Source organism: Rhizobium fabae (assembly GCF_003985135.1).
GTDB classification, from domain to species: Bacteria; Pseudomonadota; Alphaproteobacteria; order Rhizobiales; family Rhizobiaceae; genus Rhizobium; species Rhizobium pisi.
Genome location: NZ_ML133659.1, coordinates 41,017 through 58,494, shown reverse-complemented (window position 1 = coordinate 58,494; position 17,478 = coordinate 41,017). Strand labels below are relative to the sequence as shown.

The window sequence follows — 17,478 nt, the reverse complement described above, 5'->3', positions numbered from 1 at the left end:
CAGCCGGGGCTACTTGACGATGGCCGAGCCCTTGACGATGTCGATGGTTTCGCCGCCGTCCAGCCCGATGCGGTCGCCGTCGGGCGTCGTCATGAAGCAGCCGGAGGGGCAGAGGCTTTCCGAAGCGCCGGCATCGACCACGACCTCGACGCGCTGGCCGCTCTCGGTGATGACGAGCACCACGGCGGCCGGATCGGTGTTGGTGATGGATGCCGCATGGGCCGCCGGCGCGGCAAGCAGCGGGACAAGCAGAACGGCGGCAAATCTTGCCATCATGTGCGGCGGCGCTAACGCGCCCTCCCCTCGAACGACCGGTGCTGCCCTCGGCAGCGATCCCGATTGTCAGGGATGATGCACATAGACCTGTGAATGATGGCTGAATGACCCGTTCAGCTCTTCAGACTGCCCTCCGCGGTCCGGCTGCGCAGCTGCCGCACCGGCCGCTCGTCCTCCTCCACGGGCGTATCCTTTGGATTTTCCTGGCTGGGCGCCTTGTCCCTGCCCGCACCGGCAAGCACGGGAGGAGCCTCCCGATGGATGGTGAGATCGCTCTGCGGCAGCGGGATCTCGATGCCCTCGGCCTTGAAGCGCCGAAGGATCTCGATCCTCAGATTGTTGCGCACCGTCATGCCGTCGCCCATGTCGGCCAGGAAGAAGCGCAGCTCGAAATCCAGCGAATACGGACCGAAGCGCAGGAATTCGACATGCGGCTCGGGATTGCGCATGACGAGCGGAATCTTCGCCGTCAGTTCCAGCAGGATATCCATCACCTTCTGCGGATCGGCATCGTAGCTCACGGAAACCGGGATTTCCGAGCGGCCGATCCTGTTGCGGTGCGTCCAGTTGCCGACAAGGCCGTTGATCAGCTCCGAATTCGGCACGATGATCGACTGCTTGCGGAAGGTCTCGATCTCGGTGGCGCGGACCGAAATGCGCTTGACGATGCCTTCGGCCGTGCCTGAGACGACATGGTCGCCGACCTTGAACGGCCGCTCGACGAGCAGGATCAGGCCGGAGACGAAGTTGGAGACGATGTTCTGCAGGCCGAAACCGATACCGACCGAAAGGGCCGAGGCGACAAGCGCGAAGCTCGACAGATCGATGCCGGCCGCCGAAACGCCGATGATCGCGGCAATGCCGACGCCGAGATAGCCGATACCCGTCTTGACCGAATTGCGCACGCCGAGATCGACATGGCTTCGCGCCATCACATTGCCGTCCAGCCAGCGCTGCAGCCAGCGCGTCAAGAGGTAGACGCCGGCAAAGAGCAGGATGCCGGTGCAGATGCCGAGCAGCGAGATGCTGATGCCGCCGAGCCTGACCTCCGTGAACAGCCGGTAGGCGATGAGCTGCAGGTCCTGCACATGGAAGCCCCAGAGCAGCAGGATCAGCGGGATACCGACGAGCAGCGCCACGGCATAGATGGCAAGGCCGACGAGCAGGCCCGCCTGGTCGATCGCCACCGGCCCTAGATTGAAGCGGCGCGTCAGGAAGCGTGCGAAGAAGGTGTCGCCGAACATCTCCTGCCGCGATATCGCCTTGCCGGAGAGCAGGCCGACATACATGGTGGCGACAACAGCACCGGTGATGATGAGCTGTGTCGCGACGAAGCGGGCGAGCCCGACATAGCCCGTCAGCGCCGAGACGATCAGGCCGGCGCCGACGACGCGCAGGATGATCGCCATGCCGCGCGGCCAATGCCGGCCCGGCGCGTCGGGATCGCCGTTCCTCGCCAGCATCGGTTTGCCGAAGGAGGCCACGATCAGGATCATGCCAATGATCAGCGCCGCGATCAGGCTTCTGACCACGGTCAGCACCAGCGGCGAGCCCATCGCCTCGCCGATCGTGCCGAAGAGATAATCGAGCGCATTGACGACGGCCATCGCCAGCAGGCAATAGCCGATCGATCGCGCACCAAGATTGGAAAGCCGAACGAGGCGCCAATGCGGTTCGTTCGGCGCGAAGATGGCGTTGACGAAGCGGCCGACGAAATAGACGAGCCCGATCGCTGCGAACAAGGCGCCGATGATGGGCGCGATGTCGGGCCGCAGAACGTTGAAACTGTTGAGGAAGAAGAACGACGTGACGAGCAGGACCGATAGAGCCAGCGTGCGGATCAGCGTCGACCAGAAGGCGATCGACAGCCGGCCGATATAGGATGGGTTTTCGATCGCCTCGTCCCGCAGCAGATAAGAGCCGAACAGCCGGTAGCTGCCGGACACCAGGATGAGCGCCGAGGCAAGCGACAGGAAGATCGCGGCAAAGAGCGGAAACCGCTTGAACTTCCAGACGAAAGAGGTCCAGCTCGACAAGGCCTGCGAGAATTCGCTGACCTCGTGCACGAAGGCCCCCACTGCATCGTCAAGTACCGAGACGGAGATCTCGGTGCGCTTGAACAGTGTGTCGGCGAAAAGCTGCCGCCGCATCTCGATGATTTCGTTAAGGAGCTTCGTCACCGCGATCGACAGATTTTCGGCGTCACCGGTCACCGCGTTGATCTGCGCACGCTCAGCGGCAAGCGCGTTGCGCTCGTCCGTGACGATCTGCGCCTCGGCCGGCTGCCCTTCCTTCGGGGGATCGCCGATTTCGGTAAGCCGGTTCTTGATCTGGTCGAAACGCGGCCTGAGATTGACCGATATGGTGATGACGGCGCGGCTGAGCTCGTCGGCCTTGGTCGCAAGCCCGACCAGCGCATCGTCATTGTCGGCATTGCCCTTGACGCTATCCGTCAGCGAGGCAAGCTGGGTCTTCGCCTTCTCGATCTCCTTCGCCGCCTGATTGGAGGGCGTTTCGGCGAGCGGCGCCGGCGCTGCCGCCTGCGGCTGCTGTTCCTGCGCTAGGGCATTCTCGAAATGCGCGCCGGCGAGCGCCAGCGTCACGAGAAGAATGGTGCGAAGCAGGACGGACCTCAGTCGCAAAAGAGCCTCCGGAAAGGTTGTCGTCGGGTTAGAATGCCTGCTTTTCATAGCAAAGAAAGGCGACACAAAGGCGGAAAGTCTCTAAAGCGCGTCGCATCGTACTTGTTCCATATGCCATTTGGTCATTGTCCAGCTTCTCCAACCTCTGTCGGGTTTTGAGAAGCATGCATGGGAAGCGCTCAGAAACCGGCGCCGGGCCTGGAGAGATAGTCGCGCTCGGCCGCCGTCGACTCCCGCCCAAGCATGGCATTGCGGTGAGGAAAGCGGCCGTAGGCGGCGATCACCTCGCGGTGGCGGATCGCATAGTCGAGATATTCCTCGTCGCCGAGCTCCGTGAACAATGCCACCGAACGATCCTGCTCGTCGAGGTTTTCGGCGTGTTCGAACGGCAGGTAGAAGAAGGTGCGGCAGGCGGGCTCGACCGCCCGGTCGGCGCCGGATGCAAGCGCAAGCTTGGCCTCCCGAAGCGCCAGCCCGTCGGTCGCAACGGCAAGCGCCGTGCCGCGATAGATGTTGCGGGGAAACTGGTCGAGCACGATGACAGCCGCCAGCCGGCACACCGGATCGGCGCGCCATTCGTCGCTGACACCTGCGGCAAGCGCCAGATGCGTATCCCGAAAGGTGCTGCGGATCTCGACGTCAAGCTCCGGCGGCGGGCGAAACCACAGCTCCCGGCCGCATCGGACAAACCAGAAATCATAGACTTCACGAGGCGCACGGATCGTCGTCATGTTTCCCCTTCCCTGGCGTGAGGTTGAATGATGTTATGTTGGTAAGCTATTGTAGGAAAAAGATAACACCGTGGTTGCAGCCCCCTCATCCGCCTGCCGGCACCTTCTCCCCGCTGGGGCGAAGGGGGAATGAGGCGCCGCCGCGAATCCCTTCTACCCTCGGGGGTCCGAAGGACGGGTCGAGACCCGCGGCTCGACCCCGGTCGGTGGCGGCAGCCGGATGAGGGGGCCACTCGGCACACTCTTCATTTTTGCCTCCCGGCCCTATCGCTCCTAGCCCTTACTTCCCCTCCTGCAACGAAAACACCAGCGTCGCCCTCGTCCCGTCATGCCCGGGATCATAAGCGACATCCGATTTCAAACTCGCGGCCATCGCCGTCAGGATGCGTGTGCCGAGGCCTGTTCCCCTGGCGGGGCTCGACGGCTCGAAACCGGCGCCGTCATCCTCGACGATGACGCGCAGCGCCTCGTCGGCCTGATCGACGATGACACGGATCTCGCCCGGCACGCCGTCGGGATAGGCATATTTGAAAGCGTTGGTGACGAGTTCGCTGACGATCAGGCCGAGCGTGATCACCTTGTCGGTCGCCAGATTGACCGGCTGGGCGGCAAGCACGATGCGGTGCGGCCGCTTGTCGTCGCGCATCGAGGCTTCGAGCTCGGTGAGCAGGCTGTCCAGATATTCGTCGACCTGCACCGAGCCGACCTGCCGGTTGGTGTAGAGCCGGCGGTGCACGCTGGCGATGGCGTTGATGCGCATCTGCGTTTCGTGCAGCGCGTCGATCGCCACCTGGTCTTTGGTCATCGAGGACTGCATGCGGATCAGCGCGCCGACGAGGCCGAGGCTGTTGGCGATGCGGTGGTTGACTTCGGCAAGCAGCATTTCGGCGAGGTCGCGCTGCTGGCGGATCACCTCTTGCGCCTGCGCCGTCTCGCGGCGGTAGCGCGCCCGCTCCAGCGCCTGTTCGAGCGCGGCGGCGAGCAGGTCGAAATAGTCGGGCGAGATCCCCTTGAGCATATAATCGTCGGCGCCCGCCTTCAGCGCCGCGACCGCGATGCCGGTATCGTCCGAACCGGTGGCGTAGATGACAGGCGGACGGTCCGGCATCGCAGTGATGCAGGGCAGGATGTCGAGGCCGGTCTCGCCGGCAAGGAGATGATCGAGCACGACGGCGTCGATGCCGCCCTCGCCGAGCCGCGCAAGGCCGGCAGCGCCGCTCTGCGCCCACTCGACCGAAAAGCCGCGCCGGCCGAGGTTCTTCTGCATCAGCAGGGCCAGCTCCTCGTCGTCGTCGACATAAAGGATGTGGATCAGGCCGTCCGCATCGACGTTAGATTCGCTCATTCCGTCTCCCGGCGTTCTCACAAGCGTCCGAGTCGTCCGCATGGCAATGTGGTATTGCATTGGCCGCTTGAGGTAAACCGCGCTTCTTGCTCACCCTCACCGCCACTGCCCAATGGGTTCGGCGGGCGATGCTAATTCCGGCGGAATTTCCCGTAGCCAGAGACTTCGGCGCCCGCCTCCGCCGGCAATTGCAGGAAGCGTAGCGACGAGGCGACACCGATTGCGCCGACCACGACGAAGGCCCAGCGGAAATCGGCAAGAACGGGATTGTCGGCGCCTCTCAAGGCCGAAGAAATATTGAGCACGGCCGCGGCCACGGCGACGCCGAGTAGCATCGACACCTGCTGCAGCATGCTCGATAGCGTCGAGGCAGAGCTTCGCTGCGCCGGGCCGATATCGGCAAAGGATAGCGTGTTGAGCGCCGTGAACTCCATCGACCGCGACAGGCCGGCGACAAAAAGCAGCGCATGGATGAAAAACTGCGGCGTGCCAGGCGAAAGGAAACCGCAGGCGAGGATCGAAAACGCGGCGATCAACCCGTTCAGCACCAACACCGTACGGAAGCCGAAAAGGCGCAGGAGCGGCGTCGTCACCGTCTTCATGCCGAGATTGCCGAGGAAATAGACCAGCAGATAGGCGCCGGCGGCAATCGAGCTCAGCCCGAAGCCGAGTTGAAACAGGAGGGGCAGCAGGAACGGCGTCGCATTGATCGCCGTCCGGCAGGCCGTGCCCGCCGAGAGCGTCGACATCGAGAAGGTCTGCACGCGGAAGGCGGAGAGATCGAGCAGCGGATTGTCGACGGCAAGGAAGTGCCGCGTCGCCAGGAAAGACAGCACGATCCCCGCCGCTAGCATCGCCATAACAGGCAGAAGCCCGCCCTGCCATTTGACCGAGAGTTCCAGGGCGGCAAGCAGGAAGGTCAGCCCTGCCGCACTCAGAATGAAACCGAGGATATCCAGGCTGCCGGGATCGGACTCGCGTTGCTCGGGCACGAAGCGCAGCACCAGCCCCATGCCGATGACGCCGATCGGGATATTGATCAGGAAATTCCAGTGCCAGCTGGCATAAGTGGTAATGAAGCCGCCGAGCACCGGGCCGATGACGGGCGCGGTCAGCGCCGGCCAGGTGATCAGCGCGATCGCCTGGACGAGTTCGGACTTGCGGGCGTTCTTCAGCACGATGATGCGCCCGACCGGCGTCATCAGCGCGCTGCCCGCCCCCTGGACGGCGCGCCAGAGCACGAATTCCGCGAGGCTGCCGGAGAATGCGCAGAACAGCGAGGCAACCGTGAAGACTGCGATTGACGTCAGGAAGACGCGCCGAGCGCCGAACCGGTCGCCGAGCCAGCCCGACAGCGGAATGAAGGCGGCCATCGTCAGCATGTAGACGGTGATGCCGATGCTCATCGATACCGGCTGCACGCTGAAGCTCGCCGCCATCTGCGGCAACGACGTGGCGACGATCGTGCCGTCGAGGATCTGCATGAAGAAGGAAACGGCAACGACCAGCGCCACGATCTTCGCCTGGCGGCCGCCCGCCGCCTCTTGCCCCTGCTCGCTCGTCTCTGCCGTGGTCATCGATCTGCCAATGGAAATTCCGGATGTCGCGGCAGGGAAACGGGAAGGAAGGTGATCGGAGGTCTGCCGCGGGAGGCGCGGACAAACCGCGCACTGGCTGAATACGCCCGTTGCATCAGGCCGGAAAGGCTAAATCTCGCACTGCGACGGAATATTCCCGATGCGGCCCGCCCCACTTAAGAAAAAGGCCCCACCGAAGCGAGGCCAAGTTTGAACCGCTCCGGGAAAACAGGAGCGGCGTGGAGGTCCATATCCTGCGAGCCCTCCCGCAGCGAGGCCAGATTTCGCCGTATCGGTACGCTTGCGAACGAAAATTCCGGGATCGCCCGAAAGACCGCTCCTGGAGACAGTCGAAACACCTGTGCACTGCAGCAACGATTGTCACTTGCAATGTTTATAAAAAAAGCTATCACTAAACATATTGCTAAACATGATGAATGAGGAGTTCATGTGAGCATTCTCTGAAATGGGTGAACATGCGACGCCGGCGGGGAGCCGGCATTAGTTCTGGGAGGAACTTATGCAGAAAACATCGAAAGCCCTTTTGGGGCTGGCCACGGCGTTTGTGATGTCGTCGGCATTGCCCAATCTCGCCAAAGCCGATGAACTGACGCTGTGCTGGGCCGCATGGGACCCCGCCAATGCCCTCGTCGAGCTGTCGAAGGACTTCACCGCCAAGACCGGCACGCAGATGAAGTTCGAATTCGTTCCCTGGACGAGTTATGCCGACCGCTTCCTCAACGAGCTGAACTCCCACGGCAAGCTCTGCGATCTCATCATCGGCGACAGCCAGTGGATCGGCGGCTCCGCCGAAAACGGCCACTATGTCAAGCTCAACGACTTCTTCGACAAGGAAGGCATCAAGATGGATGACTTCGTGCCGGCGACGGTCGTCGGCTACTCGGAATGGCCGAAGAACACGCCGAACTACTGGGCGCTGCCGGCCATGGGCGACGTCGTCGGCTGGACCTACCGCAAGGACTGGTTCGAGAAGCCGGAACTGCAGAAGGAATTCAAGGCGAAATACGGCCACGATCTCGCGGCCCCGAAGACCTATGACGAGCTGAAGCAGATCGCCGAGTTCTTCCAGAAGCGTCAGATCGACGGCAAAACCGTCTATGGCGCCTCGATCTATACCGAGCGCGGCTCCGAAGGCATCACCATGGGCGTGACCAACGTCCTCTACGACTGGGGCTTCCAGTACGAGAACCCGAAGAAGCCTTATGACATGGAGGGCTTCGTCAACTCGGCCGACGCGGTCAAGGGCCTCGAATTCTACAAATCCCTCTATGATTGCTGCACCCCGCCCGGCAGCTCCAACGTCTACATGGTCGAATCCGCCGACGCCTTCAAATCCGGCCAGGTCGCCATGCAGATGAACTTCGCCTTCACCTGGCCCGGCCTCTACAAGGACGAGAAGGTCGGCGGCGACAGGATCGGCTTCTTCCCGAATCCGGCGGAAAAGGCGCATTTCGCCCAGCTCGGCGGCCAAGGCATCTCGGTGGTTTCCTATTCCGACAAGCGCGACGCCGCCCTGCAATACATCAAATGGTTCGCCCAGCCGGACGTGCAGGCCAAATGGTGGGAACTCGGCGGTTTCTCCTGCCTGAATTCGGTCGTCAACGCGCCTGATTTCGCCAAGAGCCAGCCCTATGCCCAGGCCTTCCTGGACTCGATGGCGATCGTCAAGGACTTCTGGGCCGAGCCGAGTTATGCTTCGCTGCTGCAGGCCATGCAGAAGCGCGTCCATAACTACGTGGTCGCCGGCAACGGCACCGCCAAGGAAGCGCTCGATGGCCTGGTGAAGGACTGGAGCGACGTCTTCAAGGACGACGGCAAGATCTAGTGCCGGACGACGGGACGGGCGGCATCCCTCTGCGCGCCATCCTCGCCAGGATGGCGGCCCGGATCGGCAAACGAGCCGGGCCGCCGGATCTCTCATATCCTAAAAGACCGGGTGAAGACTTGACCATTTCCCATTCCTCCATCGTCGAGAAGGCAGCCGACGCGACAGCAAGGGCAACGCCGCTCTCGGTCGCCCGGCGCGTCCGCGGCCTCTCCGACAGGGCGATCGCCTGGCTGTTCATCGCGCCAGCCATCACCCTGCTCTTGGCGATCAACATCTTCCCGCTCATCTGGGCAGTCTATCTCTCCTTCACCAATTACCGCGCCAACCGGCCGAATGCGCCGGTCCAGGGTGTCGGATTTGGAAATTACGAGCGCGTCCTCAACGATCCCGATATCTGGCAAGCGATGCAGACCACCGCCCATTTCGTCTTCTGGACGATCCTGCTGCAGACGGTGATCGGCTTTACGCTGGCCTACCTGATCGACCGCAAGTTTCGCGGCCATGCCTTCTGGACGACGATCATCCTGATCCCGATGATGCTGTCGCCCGCCGTGGTCGGCAATTTCTGGCGCTTTCTCTACGAGCCGCAGATCGGCCTCTTCGCCTATGCCGTGTCGCTGGTCTCTGGCATTCCGACATCGGATATCCAGATGCTCGGCAACGTCTCTCTGGCACCCTGGGCGATCATCATCGTCGATACCTGGATGTGGACGCCCTATGTGATGCTGATCTGCCTCGCCGGCCTACGCTCGATCCCCGATTATATCTACGAGGCGGCCGAGGTCGACCGCGCTTCGCCCTGGCGCCAGTTCTGGTCGATCACGGTGCCGATGGCCCTGCCCTTCATCATGCTCGCCGTGCTCTTCCGCGGCATCGAGAATTTCAAGATGTTCGACATGGTGACGCTGCTCACCGGCGGCGGACCGGGCTCGGTCACCGAAGTCGCCTCGATCACGCTGAAACGCGCCGCCTTCGAAAGCTGGGCGACCGGCCGGGCCTCGGCCTTCGCCATCATCCTCTTTGTCGCGGTGTTCGGCCTCGCCAACATCTACGTCAAGGCATTGAACAAGGTGAAGCAACGATGAGCGCCGCCAACTCAGCCCATTCGGTCGTCGAACCGAGCCTGTCCAGCAAGCGCATCGCCGGCACCATCGTCGTGCTTTACGCGCTGATCACCCTCATCCCGCTCGTCTGGATCTTCCTGACCAGCATCAAGTCGCCGCCGGATTCGATCAGCTATCCCCCCAAGATCGTCTTTACCCCGTCGCTCGAGGGCTATTGCAACCTGTTCACGACGCGCACCCGGCAGACGCCCGATTATATCGCCTCGCTGCCGGCGCCGGTCGGCACCTGCGATGAGGTGACGCGCAAGCGCAACATGGTGATAGCAGGCCCGTCGAATTTCGTGCCGCGCTTCGTCAATTCGCTGGTCATCGCCTTCGGCTCCACCTTCCTCGCGGTCTTCCTCGGCACGCTCGCAGCCTACGGCTTTTCCCGCTTCAAGGTGCCGCTCGCCGACGACCTGCTGTTCTTCATCCTGTCGACGCGCATGATGCCGCCGATCGCCGTCGCCATCCCGATCTACCTGATGTATCGCGAGCTCGGCCTGTCGGACACGGCCTTGGGCATGATCCTGCTCTATACCGCCGTAAACGTCTCGCTCGCCGTCTGGCTGCTCAAGGGCTTCATCGACGAGATCCCGCGCGAATACGAGGAAGCGGCGATGATCGACGGCTATACGAGGCTCCAAGCCTTCCGCAAGGTCGTGCTGCCGCAGGCAACGACCGGCATCGCTGCGACCGCGATCTTCTGCCTGATCTTCGCCTGGAACGAATATGCCTTCGCCGCCCTGCTGACCTCGGGCGAGGCCCAGACCGCGCCGCCCTTCATTCCGACGATCATCGGCGAAGGCGGGCAGGACTGGCCGGCGGTTGCCGCCGGCACCACGATCTTCCTGATCCCGATCCTCGTCTTCACCATTCTCCTGCGCAAACAGCTGCTGCGCGGCATCACTTTCGGAGCCGTCCGCAAATGAGCCATCTGATCGAAACACGCACCCGCACCCCTGCCCGTCCGAAACGGCCCTTCTTCTTGCGGCGTGGCCCGATGGAGGCCATCGCCACCGTGCTGATCGGGCTCGGCTTCCTGATGCTGTTCCAGCCCTTCCTGCTGGTGCTCTACACCTATTCGCTGGTCACCCTGCTTGCAGGCACCGTCATGTTCATCATCGTTTCGAAATTCCCGGAGTGAGCCATGGCCGATATCCGGATTGAAAATCTCCGCAAGGAATTCGGCAGCTTCGTCGCCGTTCAGGATTCGAGCTTCACCGTCCATGACGGCGAGTTCCTGGCGCTGCTCGGTCCATCAGGCTGCGGCAAGACGACGACGCTTCGCATGATCGCCGGCCTCGAACTGCCGTCGAGCGGCAAGATCTATCTCGACGGCGAGGACGTCACCTTCAACCGCGCCAGCGCCCGCGACATCGCCTTCGTCTTCCAGCTCTTCGCGCTCTACCCGCATATGAACGTGCGCAAGAATATCGGCTTCCCCTTGCTGTCGCAGGGCATGCCCAAGGCCGAAATCCGTCAGCGCGTGGAGGAGACCGCCCGGCTGCTGCAGATCGACCATATTCTCAACCGCTCGGTCTCCGGCCTTGCCGGCGGCGACCGGCAGCGTGTGGCGCTCGGCCGCGCCATCGTCCGGCGCCCGAAATGCTTCCTGATGGATGAGCCGCTCGGCACGCTCGACGCCGAGTTCCGCGAAGTCATGGTCCACGAGCTGCGCGAACTGCACAACCGCATCCATGCCACCACCGTCTACGTCACCCATGACCAGCACGAGGCGATGGCGATGGCCGACAAGATCGCCGTCATGAACCATGGCGTCATCGAGCAGTTCGGCACGCCGCAGGAAATCTATGCCAAGCCCGCGACCATGTATGTCGCCGATTTCATCGGCTCGCCGCCGATGAACTTCATGCGCTTCACCTCGGGCCTGAAAAACGGCGACACATCCATCCTGCTCGACGGCGTCGATGTCGCCGTTCCCGAGATCCATCAGGACGTGGCCGAGAGCGAACTGGCGCTCGGCGTGCGGCCCGAGCATATCCGCTTCAGCGACGCATCGCCCCTTCGCGGCGCCGTCTATGGCAGCGAATATCTCGGCACCAACCAGGTCGTCGCCGTGGAAACCCAGGGCGGCCTAATCAAGGCCCGCGTTCCCGCCAATCGCAGCTTCCGGATCGGCGAGACGGTCGGCCTGGAATTCAACCCGGCGAAACTCGCGCTCTTCGACTGCACGTCGGGCCGCGCGGTGCCATCCCAGCTCTATCAGGAGACCCGGCATGGCTGATGTCGTCCTCAGGAACCTCGCCAAGCGCTTCGGCGATACCCAGGCCTTGGCCGATCTCGATCTCTCGATCCGCGACGGCGAATTCGTCGTGCTGCTCGGTCCCACAGGCGCCGGCAAGACCACGACACTGCGGCTGATCGCCGGCTTGGAAAGGCCGGATAGCGGCCGTATCGAGATCGGCGGCCGCAATGTCGCAGCCGAAGCCCCGGCCGAGCGCGACGTCGCCTTCGTCTTCCAGCAATATTCGCTCTATCCGCACATGACGGTTTACGAGAACCTCGCCTTCCCGCTGAAGGCGCCGGTGCGCAAGCTGAGTGCGGAGGAAATCGATCGGCGCGTGCGCGAGGTCGCGCGCATGGTCCGGATCGACCATAAACTCGAGAATCGCTCGACCAGGCTTTCCGGCGGCGAGATGCAGCGTGTCGCGATCGGTCGTGCGCTGGTGCGCCGGCCGGCGATCTATCTGATGGACGAGCCGCTCTCCTCGCTCGATGCCAAGCTGCGCGCGGAACTGCGCCTGGAACTGAAGCGCATCCAGAAGGAATTGGGCTCGACACTGCTCTATGTCACCCACGACCAGGTGGAAGCCATGACCATGGCCGACCGCATCGGCATCGTCGCCGAGGGCCGGTTGATGCAGGTGGGAACGCCGCGCGAAATCTACGGCAATCCCGCCAACCTGCATGTCGCCGCCCGCCTCGGCCAGCCGCATATCAACCTTCTGCCGGCGGACCTGCTTCCCGGCGGCCGTCCGCCGACCGGCACGAAAACCGTCGGCGCCCGCACCGAACATCTCGACATTATTGTCGGCAAGGATGCCAATGCCGAGATCGACTGGATCGAGCATCTCGGCGACCAGAACCATCTGCATATCAGAGCCGGCAATCACAAGCTCGTCACACTTGCAGATCCATATCTGGCGATCGCGCCGGGCGACCGGATCAGCCTGACGCTGCGCGATCCGCTTTATTTCGATGCGGCTGGACAGCGCCTGTCCTGACCGGCAAACACACATGACGACGGCATGAAAAACAAACAGACGGGTCTCAATCGATGAAACACTTTTTCAACCGCAGGGAAACCATCGTTACCGAAGCTCTGGACGGTCTGCTTCTGACGAGCAGCAGCGGTCGTCTCGCCCGCCTCGACAGCTTTCCCGACATCAAGGTGATCCTGCGCGCGGATTGGGACAAGTCGAAGGTGGCGATCATCTCAGGCGGCGGCGCCGGCCATGAACCCTCCCATGCCGGCTTCGTCGGTAAGGGCATGCTGACGGCGGCCGTCTCCGGCGAGATCTTCGCCTCGCCGAGCGTCGATGCCGTGCTGACGGCGATCCGTGCCGTTGCAGGCCCGAAGGGCGCCCTGCTGATCGTCAAGAACTATACTGGCGACCGCCTGAATTTCGGCCTCGCCGCCGAAAAGGCGCGCGCCGAAGGCTTCGATGTCGAGATGGTCATCGTCGCCGACGACATTGCCATCCCCGGCATCAACCAGCCGCGCGGCGTCGCCGGCACGCTGTTCGTCCACAAGATCGCAGGCTATCACGCCGAAAAGGACGAGGACCTGAAGACGGTCGCAGCCTATGCCGCGGCAGCCGCCGGCGACATCGTCTCGCTTGGCATGTCTCTCTCCACCTGCAGCGTTCCCGGCCAGGCACATGAGGACCGTCTCGGCAAAAACGAAGGCGAACTCGGCCTCGGCATCCATGGCGAGCCGGGCGTCGAGCGGATCACGCTGCAGCCGGTCGCCGATATCGTCGCCACCATGGTGGCGCGCCTGTCGCCGACGCTGCGCGAAGGGGCAAGCCATGCCCTCCTCATCAACAATCTCGGCGCCGTGCCGCCGCTCGAAATGACTGTGATCGCCAATGCCGTGCTGTCCTCGCCGCTTGGCCGCCGTATCCGCCTGATCATCGGCCCGGCGCCGATGATGACCGCGCTCAACATGAACGGCTTCTCGCTATCGCTGATCCGGCTGGACGACGCGCGCGAGGCGGCGCTGACGGCGGCGGTCGAGCCACATGCCTGGATGCCGGCCGTCGAACGCCATGAGATTCAGATCATCGCGGCACCGAAAACATCGGCCGGTTTGAACGGCGCGGCCGTGGCCGGTGAAAACACCCGCAACCGTCGCCTGATCACGGCGCTCTGCGAGCATCTGATTTCGCAGGAAAGCCAACTCAATCGGCTGGATGGCCGCGTCGGCGACGGCGATACCGGCTCGACCGTGGCGACGGGCGCCCGCAGCGTGCTTGCCCGCTTGGACATGCTGCCGCTCGACCGGCCGGCGGCAACGCTCGCCGCGCTCGGCGATATCCTCGGCACCAGCATGGGCGGATCGAGCGGCGTGCTGTTGTCGATCTTCTTCACTGCGGCGGCAAAGGCCATGGCCGACAAGGCCGATATATCGGCAGCCCTTCTTGCCGGGCTCGACAGGATGACGTTCTATGGAGGAGCCGTAGTCGGCGACCGGACGATGGTCGATGCGCTCTCACCTGCCCTGCAGGCGCTCGCATCCGGCGATGTCGCCGCAGCGGCCAAGGCAGCGGCAGCGGGTGCGGAGTCGACGAAGACGATGACGAAGGCGAGAGCCGGACGCGCCTCCTATGTCGGAGAAAGGGATCTGGCGGGCGTTGCCGATCCCGGTGCGGTCGCGGTTGCCGGCGCGTTCGGCGTGGTGGCAAGCCTCGCCTGACCGGCGTAAAGTTTGAGAGCCGCGCGGGAGACGCGGCGACAGGGAGGATGGCAGTGCAGGCGGAACCGATGCTTGTTGCAGGATTGATCGAGGTGTGCCGCGCGACGATCGCTGACAATACCGATCACCTCTGCGCGCTCGATCGCGCCATCGGCGATGGCGATCACGGAACCAACATGCGGCGCGGCTGCGAGGCGGTAAGCGCCGAGGGCGAGAGCCTGTCCAGCCTGCCCTTCCCCGATGCCGTGGAAAAGATCGGCCTGACGCTGGTGATGAATGTTGGCGGTGCTGCCGGCCCGCTCTACGGCACGTTGCTGATGGAGATCGGCCGCGAGCTTCGCAAGAGCGAGGAGAAGGCCGATTTTTCGCAGGTGCTGAAACAGGCGATCGACGCAGTGGCAAGACGCGGACGCGCCCATGCCGGCGACAAGACGCTGCTCGACGTGCTCTATCCCGTGCATGCCGCATTGGCGAAGCGGTCACCACTCGGCGACATCGCCCGCAAGGCCGAACGCTCCGCCAACAAGACCGCCGCGATGAAGGCGATGCGCGGGCGCGCCGCCTATCTCGGCGACCGTTCGATCGGCCATGTCGATCCCGGCGCGTCGAGCTGCGCGCTGCTGACCACGGCGATCTGCCGCTATCTCGGGGAGCACCGCCCCCAATGAATGCAAGGACCGACATGACTGCAAAGACCGCAAACGTGGGGATCGTGATCGTCTCCCACTCGCCGCTGGTGGCAAGGGGCATCGCCGACATGGTGCGCCAGATGGTCGGCGACTGCGTGCCGCTCGCCTGGTCGGGCGGCAACGTCCACGGCGAACTCGGCACCGATGCCGGCGGCATCCTGAGAGCGATCGAAGCCGCTTGGTCCGATGCCGGTGTCGCCGTCTTCGTCGATCTCGGCGGCGCCGAAACCAACAGCGAGATGGCGATCGAGATGCTGGGTCTTCCCCGTTCGGCGCTCGTCTCCATCTGCAACGCGCCTTTGGTCGAGGGCGCCGTCATCGCTGCCGCTGAAGCGTCAGGGGGCGCATCATTGGCCAAGGTCGTCGCTACAGCCGAGGAACTGTCCCCCTGATGACAACAGGATTGCGGATTGAAAAACAGGAGCCTGGTCCATTGCATGTGAACTGCCAGACGGAGGTGGAAGTCAAACACGGTGTCGGGCTGCATGCCCGCCCCTCCGTCACCTTCACGCGGCTTGCCAAGTCCTTCCCCTGCTCGATCGAGGTCGCCGTCAACGGCAGCGACGTCTGGCTGAACGGCAAAAGCATCATCAAGATCATGGGCGCGAGAATCCGCAAAGGGTCGATCCTCCGGATCCGCGCCGACGGAATTCTCGCCGAAGAGGCGATCCGCGCGCTGAAGGAACTCATCGAGCGCAACTTCGATGAGGAAAAGAAACATGGCCGAACCGCTTAGGCTGAAAGCAAAGAGCGCATCCCCGGGCATCACATCGGGCCCGGCCTTTCTTGCGGAGGAGCCGAAAGCTCCTTCCGCTGCCGAGCGGTCGGACGGCACACCCGCGCCTCAAGCTGCCGGCGGATTCGGCGCACTGGAAAAGGCGATCGATATCTCGATCGGCGAACTCGAACGCCTTGCCGAGGACGCCGACGCCGAAAGCCGCGATATCATCGATTTCCAGATCGAAGTTTTGCGCGATCCGACGATTGCGGAGGCGACGGGCGCACGCATGCAGGCGGACGAAAACGTGGTCTTTGCCTGGGTCGCCACCCTCGACGCCTATATCGGCGAACTCGAAGCGGCCGACGAAGAGCCGATGCGGGCGCGCGCCGTCGATATTCTCGACATCAAGAACCGCGTGCTCGGCGCGCTGGCCGGCACCCCGATCGCCGATTTTCCACCCGGCTCGGTCTTCGTCGGCAAGGACATGGAACCGAGCCGTTTTCTCGCCCATGACTGGTCGAAGGGCGGCGGCATCGCGCTATTTGCGGGCAGCACCGCCGGCCACGTCGCCCTGCTCGCCCGGGCGAAATCGGTGCCGATGGTGGTCGGCACAGGCCGTTTTTCGGTAGCGGAGGGTGATCCTGTCAGCGTCGATGGCGACGCCGGCGCCGTCATCCTGAAAGCGGGCGGCATGCTGATCCCGCCGCTTGCACCCGCACAAGCGCCTGCCGGCGACACGCAAACCGTAAGCGGCGAGTTGCGCACGGCCGATGGCGTGTCGATCCTCATCTCCATCAACATCAACGATCCCGCCGAGATCGATGCGCTCGATCCGGCCACAGCGGGCGTCGGCCTGATGCGCTCGGAATTCTCGGTCACCTCGCTCGCCGATGCCGCCAATGAGGAACGGCAGCTGGCGATCTATCGCCGCGTGCTGGAACAGGCGGGCGAAAAGCCGGTAATCATAAGAATGCTCGATATCGGCGGCGACAAGCCGCTCGCCGGCCTGGAAGACCTGCCGGCTCTCGACCCGGGCCTGCGCGGCATCCGGCTGCTGCTTGCCCGGCCGGAAATCGCCCGTGTGCAGGCCCGCGCCCTGCTGCGCGCCGCCGTCTACGGCAAGCTTTCGGTGATGCTGCCGATGGTGACCTTTCCCGAGGAAGTCGACAGAATGCGCGAGCTGTTCCGTGACGAAGCCGAAAGGCTCGGCCGCCGCGCCCTGCCCCACCGGATGCCGCCGATCGGCATGATGGTGGAGGTGCCGGCTGCAGCTCTGATGCTCGATACCTTCGGCTCAGTGGCGTTCTTCTCGTTCGGAACCAACGATCTCACACAATACCTTGCCGCATCCGCCCGTGATGCCATCGACGCCGATGCCGGCAACGCAGCGCCCGCCGTGCTCCGGCTGATTGCCCAGGCGGTGAAGCTTGCCGCCGGCAAGCCCGTCAGCATCTGCGGCGATATGGCCGGTGACCCGCATTATCTGCCGGGGCTGCTTGCCGCCGGCCTCCGGCATTTTTCCGTGGCGCCGGCCCGGCGTCCCGCTATAAGATCGGCAATCATCGGTCTCAATGCCGATGGCACGAAGGCAGCCGGAGAATAG

16 protein-coding genes are annotated in these 17,478 nt (G+C 63.6%); 11 read left to right on the top strand and 5 right to left on the bottom strand.

Going from position 1 to position 17,478, the window contains the following annotated elements; genetic code table 11:
• Nucleotides 1-9 precede the first annotated feature (9 nt).
• The 5 genes from EFB14_RS26805 to EFB14_RS26785 all read right to left on the bottom strand — a co-directional run bounded on the left by EFB14_RS26805 (nt 10) and on the right by EFB14_RS26785 (nt 6,571).
• The gene (locus EFB14_RS26805; RefSeq protein WP_126829537.1) at nt 10-276 is read right to left on the bottom strand and encodes a hypothetical protein; all 267 of its coding nucleotides are present in this window, start codon (nt 274-276) and stop codon (nt 10-12) included.
• Between the two features lie 113 nt (nt 277-389).
• On the bottom strand, nt 390-2,918 hold the full coding sequence (locus tag EFB14_RS26800) for a mechanosensitive ion channel family protein (protein WP_126829536.1): 2,529 nt from the start codon (nt 2,916-2,918) through the stop codon (nt 390-392).
• A 179-nt stretch (nt 2,919-3,097) separates the two neighbouring features.
• Nucleotides 3,098-3,649 (bottom strand): DUF924 family protein, encoded by a 552-nt coding sequence (locus tag EFB14_RS26795; protein ID WP_126829535.1) that lies wholly within the window; start codon nt 3,647-3,649, stop codon nt 3,098-3,100.
• Between the two features lie 280 nt (nt 3,650-3,929).
• Entirely contained in the window at nt 3,930-4,994 is a 1,065-nt protein-coding gene (locus tag EFB14_RS26790; protein WP_126829534.1) for a sensor histidine kinase, read from the bottom strand.
• Nucleotides 4,995-5,125: 131 nt separating this feature from the next.
• A complete protein-coding gene (locus EFB14_RS26785) occupies nt 5,126-6,571 on the bottom strand; it encodes an MFS transporter (RefSeq protein ID WP_126829533.1) in 1,446 nt (481 codons plus the stop codon).
• A gap of 520 nt (nt 6,572-7,091) precedes the next feature.
• Between EFB14_RS26785 and EFB14_RS26775 the strand changes: the two genes are divergently transcribed.
• The 11 genes from EFB14_RS26775 (at nt 7,092) to EFB14_RS26725 (ending at nt 17,478) form a co-directional block, all read left to right on the top strand.
• Nucleotides 7,092-8,417, top strand: a complete 1,326-nt coding sequence (locus tag EFB14_RS26775) for an ABC transporter substrate-binding protein (protein WP_126829532.1) — start codon at nt 7,092-7,094, stop codon at nt 8,415-8,417.
• Nucleotides 8,418-8,536: 119 nt separating this feature from the next.
• The gene (locus EFB14_RS26770) at nt 8,537-9,505 is read left to right on the top strand and encodes a carbohydrate ABC transporter permease (protein WP_126829531.1); all 969 of its coding nucleotides are present in this window, start codon (nt 8,537-8,539) and stop codon (nt 9,503-9,505) included.
• Complete coding sequence (locus tag EFB14_RS26765) at nt 9,502-10,455, top strand: carbohydrate ABC transporter permease (protein WP_126829530.1); 954 nt, start codon at nt 9,502-9,504, stop codon at nt 10,453-10,455. The genes EFB14_RS26770 and EFB14_RS26765 overlap by 4 nt, the downstream gene beginning before the upstream one ends.
• The gene (locus tag EFB14_RS26760; RefSeq protein WP_125848220.1) at nt 10,452-10,670 is read left to right on the top strand and encodes a hypothetical protein; all 219 of its coding nucleotides are present in this window, start codon (nt 10,452-10,454) and stop codon (nt 10,668-10,670) included. Before EFB14_RS26765 ends, EFB14_RS26760 begins: the two co-directional genes overlap by 4 nt.
• A gap of 3 nt (nt 10,671-10,673) precedes the next feature.
• A complete protein-coding gene (locus tag EFB14_RS26755) occupies nt 10,674-11,771 on the top strand; it encodes an ABC transporter ATP-binding protein (RefSeq protein WP_125848222.1) in 1,098 nt (365 codons plus the stop codon).
• Nucleotides 11,764-12,771, top strand: coding sequence for an ABC transporter ATP-binding protein (locus EFB14_RS26750; RefSeq protein ID WP_126829529.1), 1,008 nt, complete (start codon nt 11,764-11,766; stop codon nt 12,769-12,771). The genes EFB14_RS26755 and EFB14_RS26750 overlap by 8 nt, the downstream gene beginning before the upstream one ends.
• Nucleotides 12,772-12,824: 53 nt before the next feature.
• Entirely contained in the window at nt 12,825-14,465 is a 1,641-nt protein-coding gene (locus tag EFB14_RS26745; protein WP_126829528.1) for a dihydroxyacetone kinase subunit DhaK, read from the top strand.
• Nucleotides 14,466-14,512: 47 nt separating this feature from the next.
• A complete protein-coding gene (dhaL, locus tag EFB14_RS26740) occupies nt 14,513-15,133 on the top strand; it encodes a dihydroxyacetone kinase subunit DhaL (RefSeq protein WP_126829527.1) in 621 nt (206 codons plus the stop codon).
• A 14-nt stretch (nt 15,134-15,147) separates the two neighbouring features.
• Nucleotides 15,148-15,546: a dihydroxyacetone kinase phosphoryl donor subunit DhaM gene (gene dhaM / locus EFB14_RS26735; RefSeq protein WP_064806193.1), complete on the top strand. Its 399-nt coding sequence runs from the start codon at nt 15,148-15,150 to the stop codon at nt 15,544-15,546.
• Nucleotides 15,546-15,890, top strand: coding sequence for an HPr family phosphocarrier protein (locus tag EFB14_RS26730; protein WP_126829526.1), 345 nt, complete (start codon nt 15,546-15,548; stop codon nt 15,888-15,890). The genes dhaM and EFB14_RS26730 overlap by 1 nt, the downstream gene beginning before the upstream one ends.
• Nucleotides 15,874-17,478, top strand: coding sequence for a putative PEP-binding protein (locus tag EFB14_RS26725; RefSeq protein WP_126829525.1), 1,605 nt, complete (start codon nt 15,874-15,876; stop codon nt 17,476-17,478). Before EFB14_RS26730 ends, EFB14_RS26725 begins: the two co-directional genes overlap by 17 nt.

Excerpts from the sequence above, each read along its gene's own strand:
- EFB14_RS26795 (WP_126829535.1), bottom strand. The coding sequence starts at position 3,649 with ATGACGACGATCCGTGCGCCTCGTGAAGTCTATGATTTCTGGTTTGTC.
- EFB14_RS26725 (WP_126829525.1), top strand. The coding sequence starts at position 15,874 with ATGGCCGAACCGCTTAGGCTGAAAGCAAAGAGCGCATCCCCGGGCATC.
- EFB14_RS26765 (WP_126829530.1), top strand. The coding sequence starts at position 9,502 with ATGAGCGCCGCCAACTCAGCCCATTCGGTCGTCGAACCGAGCCTGTCC.
- EFB14_RS26775 (WP_126829532.1), top strand. The coding sequence starts at position 7,092 with ATGCAGAAAACATCGAAAGCCCTTTTGGGGCTGGCCACGGCGTTTGTG.
- EFB14_RS26755 (WP_125848222.1), top strand. The coding sequence starts at position 10,674 with ATGGCCGATATCCGGATTGAAAATCTCCGCAAGGAATTCGGCAGCTTC.
- EFB14_RS26805 (WP_126829537.1), bottom strand. The coding sequence starts at position 276 with ATGATGGCAAGATTTGCCGCCGTTCTGCTTGTCCCGCTGCTTGCCGCG.
- EFB14_RS26730 (WP_126829526.1), top strand. The coding sequence starts at position 15,546 with ATGACAACAGGATTGCGGATTGAAAAACAGGAGCCTGGTCCATTGCAT.
- dhaM (WP_064806193.1), top strand. The coding sequence starts at position 15,148 with ATGACTGCAAAGACCGCAAACGTGGGGATCGTGATCGTCTCCCACTCG.
- dhaL (WP_126829527.1), top strand. The coding sequence starts at position 14,513 with ATGGCAGTGCAGGCGGAACCGATGCTTGTTGCAGGATTGATCGAGGTG.
- EFB14_RS26750 (WP_126829529.1), top strand. The coding sequence starts at position 11,764 with ATGGCTGATGTCGTCCTCAGGAACCTCGCCAAGCGCTTCGGCGATACC.
- EFB14_RS26760 (WP_125848220.1), top strand. The coding sequence starts at position 10,452 with ATGAGCCATCTGATCGAAACACGCACCCGCACCCCTGCCCGTCCGAAA.
- EFB14_RS26745 (WP_126829528.1), top strand. The coding sequence starts at position 12,825 with ATGAAACACTTTTTCAACCGCAGGGAAACCATCGTTACCGAAGCTCTG.
- EFB14_RS26785 (WP_126829533.1), bottom strand. The coding sequence starts at position 6,571 with ATGACCACGGCAGAGACGAGCGAGCAGGGGCAAGAGGCGGCGGGCGGC.
- EFB14_RS26790 (WP_126829534.1), bottom strand. The coding sequence starts at position 4,994 with ATGAGCGAATCTAACGTCGATGCGGACGGCCTGATCCACATCCTTTAT.